Genomic DNA, 9,433 nt, shown 5'->3' on the forward strand with positions numbered 1-9,433 from the left:
GCTTTATGGGGGTGGGGGGTATACCTGAACCAGCAATACATACCCCCCAGGGGTATAAAAGTCTCCGTCAGGGAGGACATCGTGTCCGCGCACACCGCCACAACCGGCACCGGAACAGCCGTCGGCACCACCGCAGAGGTCGAGCTCGCGATCGGCGGCATGACCTGCGCCTCCTGCGCGGCCCGCATCGAGAAGAAGCTCAACCGGATGGACGGCGTCGAGGCCACCGTCAATTACGCCACCGAGAAGGCCAAGGTCAGCTACCGGGGCGAGGACATCTCCGTACAGGAACTGATCGCCACCGTCGAGAAGACCGGCTACACCGCGCACGAGCCCGCTCCCCCGGTACGTACCGAGGACGACGTCCCCGGGGCCGCGGAGGGCGACGAGCTGCGGCCCCTGCGGCAGCGGCTGCTCACCGCCGTCGTGCTCGCCGTGCCGGTGATCGCCATGTCGATGGTCCCGGCGCTCCAGTTCGACTACTGGCAGTGGCTCTCGCTGACCCTGACGGCCCCCGTCGTCACGTACGCCGCCTGGCCCTTCCACCGCGCCGCCTGGACCAACGCCAAGCACGGCGCGGCGACGATGGACACCCTGATCTCGGTCGGCACCTCGGCCGCGTTCCTGTGGTCGGTGTGGGCGCTGTTCTTCGGCACGGCGGGCATGGTCGGCATGACCCACCCGTTCGAGCTGACCATCGGTCGCAGCGACGGCGCCGGGAACATCTATCTGGAGGCCGCAGCCGGAGTCACGGCCTTCATCCTGGCCGGGCGCTACTTCGAGGCCCGCTCCAAGCGGAAGGCGGGAGCGGCCCTCAAGGCGCTGCTCGAACTCGGGGCGAAGGAGGTGACCGTGCTGCGCGGCGGCCATGAGGTGACCGTGCCGACCGCCGATCTCCAGGTCGGGGACCAATTCCTGGTCCGCCCCGGCGAGAAGATCGCCACCGACGGCACCGTCGTGGAAGGCGCATCGGCCGTGGACGCCTCGATGCTCACCGGCGAATCCGTACCCGTGGAGGTCGGCGTCGGCGACTCGGTCACCGGGGCCACGCTCAACGCGGGCGGCCGGCTCGTCGTCGAGGCCACCCGCATCGGCGCCGACACCCAGCTGGCCCGGATGGCCAGGCTCGTCGAGGACGCGCAGAACGGCAAGGCGGCCGCCCAGCGCCTCGCGGACCGGATCTCCGCAGTCTTCGTCCCCGTCGTCATCGCCCTCGCGCTCGGCACGCTCGGCTTCTGGCTCGGCAACGGCGCCGGCCTGACCGCCGCGTTCACCGCCGCCGTCGCCGTACTGATCATCGCCTGCCCCTGCGCCCTGGGCCTCGCCACTCCGACCGCCCTCATGGTCGGTACAGGACGCGGCGCCCAGCTCGGCATCCTGATCAAGGGCCCCGAGGTCCTGGAGACCACGCGCCGCGTCGACACGATCGTCCTCGACAAGACCGGCACGGTCACCACCGGCCGGATGACCCTGCTGGACGTGCACACGGCGGACGGTACGGACGAAAGCGATGTGCTGCGGCTCGCGGGCGCCCTGGAGCACTCCTCCGAGCACCCCATAGCCCAGGCCGTCGCCGCCGGAGCCACGGAACGCATCGGCGGCCCCCTCCCCGCCCCCGAGGACTTCGCCAACGTCGCGGGTCTCGGTGTCCAGGGCGTCGTCGAGGGCCACGCCGTCCTCGTCGGCCGTGAACAGCTGCTCGCCCAGTGGGAGATCCACCTGCCGGTGGAGCTGGCCCGGCAGAAGGCCGCGGCGGAGGCCGCCGGACGGACGGCCATCGCGGTCGCCTGGGACGGCGAGGCACGGGCGGTCCTCGAAGTCGCCGATGCGGTGAAGGACACCAGCGCGGAGGCCGTCGAGCGGCTGCGTGCCCTCGGTCTGACCCCGATCCTGCTCACCGGCGACAACCGCGCGGTGGCCGAGGCGGTCGCGGCCGAGGTCGGGATCGAGAAGGTGTACGCGGAGGTCATGCCGGAGGACAAGGTCGACGTCGTCAAGGACCTCCAGGCTCAGGGCCGGTCGGTCGCCATGGTCGGTGACGGTGTCAACGACGCGGCCGCCCTCGCCCAGGCCGACCTGGGCCTGGCGATGGGTACGGGCACGGACGCCGCGATCGAGGCCGGTGACCTGACGCTGGTGCGCGGGGACCTGCGGGCCGCGGCGGACGCCATCCGGCTCTCCCGCAAGACGCTGGGCACCATCCGTACGAACCTGTTCTGGGCCTTCGCCTACAACGTGGCCGCACTGCCGCTCGCCGCGGCCGGACTGCTCAACCCGATGATCGCGGGCGCGGCGATGGCGTTCTCCTCGGTCTTCGTGGTCGGCAACTCGCTGCGGCTGCGGGGGTTCAGGGCGGGGGCGTAGGGCGCGGCGGCGTTCGGGAGCGGTCCTCAGCCCGCCCTCACGAACCGCACCCGGGTTCCCGGCACCGCCTGTGCCGCGCCCGCGAGTGCGGTTTCGTGCACGACACCGACGACCGGATAGCCCCCGGTCGTCGGATGGTCGTTGAGGAACACCACCGGACGACCGTCCGGCGGCACCTGAATGGCGCCGAGCACCATCCCCTCACTGGGCAGTTCGCCCTCGCGTGCGCGCGTCAGGGCCGGGCCCTGTGTGCGCAGGCCGATCCGGTTGCTGTGCGGCGAGACCCGGTACGTGGCCGTGGTGAGCGTACGCAGCGCCTCGTCCGTGAACCAGGTGTGGCGGGGGCCGAGGCGCAGGGGGAGCACGAGTTCGGCGGGCGCGCCCGGCCACGGCACGGCGTCGGTGCCCGCGGGTCTCGACGGCCCGTGTCCCAGGGGCAGTACGTCCCCGTCGCGCAGGGGGGCCGGGCCCAGCCCGGAGAGCAGGTCGGCGGATCTGCTGCCCAGCACCGGTTCCGGCAGCAGGCCGCCCCCGAACGCCAGATAGCTGCGCAGACCCTGCGTCGCGGGGCCGGCGTCGAGCACCGCGCCCGCCGGTACGTGCACAGGTGTCCCCCAGGCCACGGGCCGCCCGTCGACCGCGACCCGGCAGGGCGCCCCGCCGACGACGGCGACCACGGACCGGTTCGGGCGGACCGCGCAGCCGGTGACGGTCGTCTCCAGCAGTGCCGCGTCCGCCGGATTTCCGGCCAGCCGGTTGGCGAGGCGGCGGGCCGGGGCGTCCAGGGCACCGGCGCGCGGCACCCCGAGGTGCGCCCAGCCGACGCGGCCCGCGTCCTGAACGGTGGTCAGGGCCCCGGCCCGGATCACCTCGATGGCGCCGATCACGGCCGCACCTCCGCCGCGACGAAGCGCACCCGCGCCCCGGGGCTCAGCAGCGCGGCCGGTTCGCGCGCCGGGTTCCACAGTTCGCCCGGCTCGGGCATCCGCCCGATGAGCTGCCAGCCGCCGGGCGACGGGCGCGGGTACACCCCGGTGTACGCCCCCGCGAGTGCCAGCGCACCGGCCGGAACCCTGGTGCGCGGCGTCGCGCGGCGCGGCATGTGCAGGTGCTCGGGGAGGCCGGTGAGGTAGCCGAAGCCTGGGGCGAACCCGCAGAAAGCCACCCGGAATTCGGTTCCGGCGTGGATACGGGGCACGTCGGCGACGGTGACGCCCCAGGCCGCCGCGACGTCCGCGAGGTCCGGCCCGTCGTAGACGACAGGGATCTCGACGGCCTTCCCGGTGCCGCGCCGCAGCGGCGGTATCCGCCAGGAGACGAGCTCACGGGCGAGCCGCGCGGTGCCGTCCGGGGTACGGTCCGCGATCCCGTCGAGGAGCACGGTCCGGGCACCGGGAACGATCTCTCGTACGACGGGAAGCTCACCGAGTGCCCGCCGCCGCAGCAACTCGGCGTGAAAGGCCTCGGCGTGCTCACCGGACGACAGCTCGACAAGCAGCGCTCCGGTCCCGGCGGGAAGGACCTCGATGTTCATACGAACGCCCGCACATCCACGCCCGCTTCTTCGAGCGCCGTCCTGATCCTGCGCGCCAGCGCCGCCGCGCCCGGGGTGTCGCCATGAACGCACAGCGAGCGCGCCACGACCGGTATCCGGCTGCCGTCCGCGCCGATGACGCCCCGGTCCACCGCCATCCCGACACTGCGGCGTACGACTTCACCCTCATCGTGCACCACCGCGCCGGGCTCGCTCCGTGGGACCAGCGTGCCCTGCGGGGTGTACGCACGGTCGGCGAAGGCTTCCTCGACGGCGGTGAGACCCGCGGCCCCGGCGTGGGCGAGCAGGCGTGAGCCGGGGAGTCCGAGGACCGCCAGATCCCCGCCGGCCAGCCGGACGCCCTCGACCACGGCTGCCGCCTGATCGTCGTCCCAGACGGCGCGGTTGTAGAGGGCACCGTGCGGTTTGACGTACGAGACCGCGGAGCCGGCCGCTTCGGCGAAGACCCGCAGGGCGCCGATCTGGTAGGCGATCTCGGCGGTCAGTTCGGCCGGCGGCACGTCCATGGAGCGACGCCCGAAGCCGGCCAGATCCCGGTATGCGACCTGGGCGCCGATCCGCACACCCCTGGCGGCCGCGATGTCGCAGACCCGCCGCATCACGGAGGCGTCGCCCGCGTGGAACCCGCAGGCCACATTTGCGCTGGTGACACAGTCGAGCAGCGCGTCGTCATCGGTGAGGGTCCAGTGCCCGAACCCTTCGCCGAGATCCGCGTTGAGATCCATCGGGGCCGCCGGGCTCGTCGGGTTCGTCAGATCCATCACGGGCGCACGCTAGCGATTGTTCAACAATCTGACAAGGGCCCGGCTTGGGGAGTGAGACGCCCGTGCGGTTCACTGGGCGCAGACTGCATACCGGAAGACGCGCGGAGCAACAGAGCAACAGTCAGGGGACGGGGCATGGCGGGGACTGCGGGCGGTGGCGGCCGGACTTCTCCGGACCTCGCCGAACTGGCGGCGGACAGCGCCTCCCTGGCCCGGTCCGGCACCGCCGAGCGGGTCGCCGCCATCCTGCGGGACCGGATCACCGAGGGCTACTTCCCGCCGGGCAGCCGACTCTCCGAGGAGAGCATCAGCGGCGCCCTCGCCGTATCCAGGAACACCTTGCGCGAGGCGTTCCGTCTGCTGTCCCACGAACGCCTCCTGGAACACCGGCTCAACAAGGGCGTCTTCGTCCGCATCCTCGCCGTCGACGACCTGGTGGACATCTACCGGGTCCGACTGCTCGTCGAGTGCGCGGCCCTGCGGACGCTGGGTGAGCCGCCGTACGACCTGACGGCCGTCGAGGCCGCCGTGTCGACGGGCGAGCAGGCGGCACTGGCGGACGACTGGCCCGTCTGCTCGACCGCCAATATCCGCTTCCACCAGGCCCTGGCCGGCCTCGCGAACAGCCCCCGCACGGACGAGCTGATGCGCAACGTCCTGGCCGAACTGCGACTGGCCTTCCATGTGATGGCCGACCCGCGCCGCTTCCACGAGCCCTACCTCACCCGGAACAGGGAGATCGCGGACAAGCTGGCCGAGGGGGACGCGGCGGGCGCCGAGCGGATGCTGGCCTTCTACCTGGAGGACTCGCGGCGCCAGCTGGCTGAGGCGTACGCGGAACGTCTGACCGGGCGATAGCCCCGCCGCAGCCCCGCCCCTCGCAAACCCCACCCCCGCGCCGCGCCCGCCCATGTGGCGAACCAGACGTTCCACAATCCTCACCACACCTCCGGCCCCGTCCTTCGCACCACCCCATGGGAAAACCCCACACCACGGACGCTCCGCGCCGCTCGACGCCCGCCGCGGCCCGCTCAAGCCCACATTCCCGCACCTCGCACCCTTGTGGGTTTGTTGAACAATCGCTTAATGTCTCGCGCAATACCCCGTCTGATCAGGACCGAGCAGGTCTGTGCCTGCACGTCCATGCGCGGAAGAAGGCCGACGCGTGATCGTTCTCCTCGGCGTGCTCGTGGTGATCCTCGGATTCGCCACCCGCCGCAATCCCCTCCTCGTGGTGGGTGTCGCAGGCATCGTCACCGGGCTGCTCGGCAAGCTCTCCCCGCAGGAGGTGCTGGCCACGTTCGGCAACAGCTTCGCCTCCGCGCGCTCCGTGACCGTCTTCGTCATCACGCTGCCCGTCATCGGGCTGCTTGAGCGGTACGGACTCCAGGAGCAGGCCCGTACCCTCATCGGCAGGCTGGGCAAGCTGACCACCGGCCGCTTCCTGGCGCTGTACCTGCTGATCCGTCAGCTCACCGCCTCCGTCGGCCTCACCAGCATCGGCGGCCCCGCGCAGAGCGTGCGCCCGCTGATCGCCCCGATGGCCGAGGCCGCCGCCGAGGCCAGGGCGGGCGGCCCGCTGCCGCAGAAACTGCGCGAGAAGGTCCGCTCACACGCGTCCGGCGCCGACACGATCGGGGTGTTCTTCGGCGAGGACTGCTTCATCGCCATCGGCTCGATCCTGCTGATCACCGGGTTCGTGAACTCCACGTACGACCAGCACCTCGAACCCCTGCACCTGGCCCTGTGGGCGATCCCCACCGCGATCTGCGCCTTCCTGATCCACGGGGCCCGTCTGCTCAACCTTGACCGGCAGCTGGAGCGCGAGCTCGCCGTCGCCGCCGCCGAGAACGACCTGTCGGCACACGCCGAGCTCCGGACGGAGGACGCCAAGTGATCAAGTCCGAGCACTTCTTCTGGCTGGTCGGCGCGGTGTTCCTCGTCATGGCCGCACAGATGGCCATGGACCGCACCAACCCCAAGCGCTTCGGCTCGGCCGGCTTCTGGGGCCTGCTGGGCGCCGCGTTCTTCTACTCCACCGGAGTCGTCGACAAGTCCCTGCCCGCCGAACCGCTGGGCGTCGCCGTCCTGGTCCTGATCGTCCTGGGCGGCTGCGGTCTCACCGGCAAGGGCGAACCGCGCACCCCGTCCCGCGAGAAGCGCGCCGCCTCGGCCGCCCGCTTCGGCAACAAACTGTTCCTCCCGGCCCTCACCATCCCCGTCGTCGCGATGATCTGCGCGACGCTCGTGAAGAACTGGAAGATCGGTGGCGAACCGGTCCTGGAACCGGGGTACGAGACCATCCTGGGCCTCGGCATCGGGGCCATCGCCGCGCTGGTCGTGGGCATGGTGGTGCTGCGCGAGCGCAAGATCTCCGTACCACTGCACTCCGGTCGCAGCATGCTGGAATCGATGGGCTGGGCGCTGATCCTGCCTCAGCTGCTCGCGGTCCTCGGCTCGATCTTCCAGTCGGCGGGCGTCGGCGAGCAGGTCCGCAGGATCAGCGAGTCGGTACTGCCGGACGGCCAGAAGTTCGTGGCCGTGGCCGTCTACTGCTGCGGCATGGCCCTGTTCACCATCGTCATGGGCAACGCCTTCGCCGCCTTCCCGGTGATGACCGCCGCGATCGGCTGGCCCGTCCTCATCGAGCAGATGAACGGCAACGCGCCCGCGATCCTCGCGATCGGCATGCTCTGCGGCTTCTGCGGCACCCTCGTCACGCCGATGGCCGCCAACTTCAATCTCGTTCCCGCCGCGCTTCTCGAACTCAAGGACCAGTACGGCCCCATCAAGGCCCAACTCCCCACGGCAGCAGCCCTGCTGGTCTGCAATGTCGCAATCATGGCCCTCTTCGCCTTCTGACCCCGAGCCGCCCTTGATCTGAACCGCCCCGACCCGAGCCGCCCCTTGACCCGAGCCGCTCGCACACCCCCTCTGGAGTGACCCCGATGTCCCCCGCGCTCCCCGCCCCGTACGCCGTCCCCTTCGCGGAACTGGCCCTGGCCAACGTCGTACGCGAATACCCCAACGCCCCGGCCCACCTCTACACCGGCCCCGAGGAACTGGTCGCGCCCCGCACGCTGCACCCCGCGTTCTACGGGGCGTACGACTGGCACTCCACCGTGCACATGCACTGGCTGCTCGTCCGCCTGCTGCGCCGCTTCTCCACCACCGGCGACCTCCCGGCCACCGTCACCACTCGTGTCCACGAGGTGCTGAACTCCCACCTCACCCCGGAGAACCTCGCCGTCGAGGCGGCGTATCTCCGCAAGCGCCCGCACTTCGAACGCCCCTACGGCTGGGCGTGGCTGGTGGCGCTGGCGGCGGAGTGCCGCGCGCTCGCCACTCCCGAGGGCGACCGCTGGGCCGACGCCCTCGCCCCCGCCGTGGAGACGGTCGGCGAACTCCTCACCGCCTGGCTGCCCAAGGCGACGTACCCGATCAGGCACGGAATCCACCCCAACAGCGCGTTCGGCCTGGGCCTGATCCTGGACGCGGGCGAGCGCGCCGGCCTGCCCCGTCCGCTCCTCGACGCGGTGACGGGCCGGCTACGCACCTGGTTCGCCGCCGACCACGACGCCCCCGCCCACTGGGAGCCGTCCGGCCAGGACTTCCTCTCCCCCGCCCTGACCGAGGCGGACGCGATGCGCCGGGTGCTGCCCGTCGCCGAGTTCCGTACCTGGCTGGCCACGTTCCTGCCGGGCCTGGCGGACTCCCCGCTGCTCACCCCGCCGGTGATCTCCGACCACTCGGACCCACAGATCGGCCATCTCCTGGGCCTCACCATGAGCCGGGCAGCGGCCCTCCGTACGATCGCCGACGCGCTGGGCGAGGGTCCCGACCGCACCGCTCTGACCGCGTCGGCCGAGGCCCATCTCGCGGTCGGCCTGCCCGCGGTCTCCTCCGGCGACTTCAACACGGACCACTGGCTGGCCACCTTCGCCGCACTGGCCCTGGACACCCCGCCCGGCCACTGACCGGTCCGGCGCACCATCGCCCGTACAACGACCGGGGCGGCTCGTCAGGCCGCCCCGGTCCGGACATCTGCCCCATCGGGCAGTCTTCGTTGCCCGGGCATCCACACCGGTGCCCACGCTTCCGGTCGTTCTCGCCCCCAGACTTGTCGCATGGTGGGGACACTCGACCAGATCGATGACGTCCGCTCGTACCTCGGGTACTAGGGCACGACGCGGTGAAGGACTCTCCTGACAAGGCCTCTGTGTCCGGCCGTGGGGGTACCCCCCGTGCGGAGAACGTGACAGTCACGCCCGAAGTGTCACGTTCGCAGACACCGCCACCCCACCGCCCGCCGGGAGACCGCCCCGCCCCCGACCCCCGCAGCCTGCAACGTCTGCAACACGCAGCCGGCAACCGCGCGGTCTCCCGCCTGGTGGCCCAGCGTTACACGGCCCCGGTGAAGCCGTCGCCGGGGCAGGCTCCCGGGTTCCGCAAGGTGAAGGCGGACGTCGCGGCGAAGAAGACCCGCATCGCCCACCATGCACCGGCCGCGGCCGAGTCGAAGTCGGCGCAGGACGCGGCCGTGGCTCCTCCGGACGACAGGGAGGCGCAGGGCAAGGCGGCGAACGCGGAGAAGATGAACGCGGCGAAGCCGGGCGAGTTCAACAAGCAGGCGTTCATCGACGCGGTGAACAAGGCGATCGACGCGCAGGCCCCGAAGAACCTCAACGACGCCGACAAGTTCTCCAAGTCCGGCAAGGCCGACAAGATCAAGGACGAGGTCGACGGGAAG

The 9,433-nt window shown here is 71.5% G+C and carries 8 protein-coding genes and 1 pseudogene; 6 read left to right on the top strand and 3 right to left on the bottom strand.

What is annotated here, in order from left to right; translation table 11 throughout:
• The first annotated feature begins 81 nt into the window (after positions 1-81).
• Positions 82-2,364 (top strand): heavy metal translocating P-type ATPase, encoded by a 2,283-nt coding sequence (locus tag ACFVYE_RS02615; protein ID WP_389603695.1) that lies wholly within the window; start codon positions 82-84, stop codon positions 2,362-2,364.
• Positions 2,365-2,390: 26 nt separating this feature from the next.
• Here ACFVYE_RS02615 and ACFVYE_RS02620 read toward each other — a convergent pair whose 3' ends face one another.
• The 3 genes from ACFVYE_RS02620 to ACFVYE_RS02630 are packed head-to-tail and all read right to left on the bottom strand — an operon-like array spanning position 2,391 to position 4,644.
• The gene (locus tag ACFVYE_RS02620) at positions 2,391-3,251 is read right to left on the bottom strand and encodes a biotin-dependent carboxyltransferase family protein (RefSeq protein ID WP_389603697.1); all 861 of its coding nucleotides are present in this window, start codon (positions 3,249-3,251) and stop codon (positions 2,391-2,393) included.
• Positions 3,248-3,898: an allophanate hydrolase subunit 1 gene (locus tag ACFVYE_RS02625; protein ID WP_389603699.1), complete on the bottom strand. Its 651-nt coding sequence runs from the start codon at positions 3,896-3,898 to the stop codon at positions 3,248-3,250. Before ACFVYE_RS02625 ends, ACFVYE_RS02620 begins: the two co-directional genes overlap by 4 nt.
• The gene (locus ACFVYE_RS02630) at positions 3,895-4,644 is read right to left on the bottom strand and encodes a LamB/YcsF family protein (protein WP_389603729.1); all 750 of its coding nucleotides are present in this window, start codon (positions 4,642-4,644) and stop codon (positions 3,895-3,897) included. The genes ACFVYE_RS02625 and ACFVYE_RS02630 overlap by 4 nt, the downstream gene beginning before the upstream one ends.
• Positions 4,645-4,818: 174 nt before the next feature.
• Here ACFVYE_RS02630 and ACFVYE_RS02635 point away from each other — a divergent pair, with 174 nt between their 5' ends.
• From ACFVYE_RS02635 to ACFVYE_RS02655, 5 genes and pseudogenes are all read left to right on the top strand, one after another.
• Complete coding sequence (locus tag ACFVYE_RS02635) at positions 4,819-5,541, top strand: GntR family transcriptional regulator (protein ID WP_389603701.1); 723 nt, start codon at positions 4,819-4,821, stop codon at positions 5,539-5,541.
• 307 nt (positions 5,542-5,848) lie between these two features.
• Positions 5,849-6,580, top strand: coding sequence for a DUF969 domain-containing protein (locus ACFVYE_RS02640; RefSeq protein ID WP_383965676.1), 732 nt, complete (start codon positions 5,849-5,851; stop codon positions 6,578-6,580).
• Entirely contained in the window at positions 6,577-7,545 is a 969-nt protein-coding gene (locus tag ACFVYE_RS02645; protein WP_383965674.1) for a DUF979 domain-containing protein, read from the top strand. Before ACFVYE_RS02640 ends, ACFVYE_RS02645 begins: the two co-directional genes overlap by 4 nt.
• 86 nt (positions 7,546-7,631) lie before the next feature.
• The gene (locus ACFVYE_RS02650; protein WP_383965672.1) at positions 7,632-8,660 is read left to right on the top strand and encodes a DUF2891 domain-containing protein; all 1,029 of its coding nucleotides are present in this window, start codon (positions 7,632-7,634) and stop codon (positions 8,658-8,660) included.
• Between the two features lie 296 nt (positions 8,661-8,956).
• Positions 8,957-9,433: pseudogene (locus tag ACFVYE_RS02655) on the top strand (hypothetical protein); the annotation flags it as partial.

The organism is Streptomyces sp. NPDC058239 (assembly GCF_042882185.1).
Classification (GTDB): Bacteria; Actinomycetota; Actinomycetes; order Streptomycetales; family Streptomycetaceae; genus Streptomyces.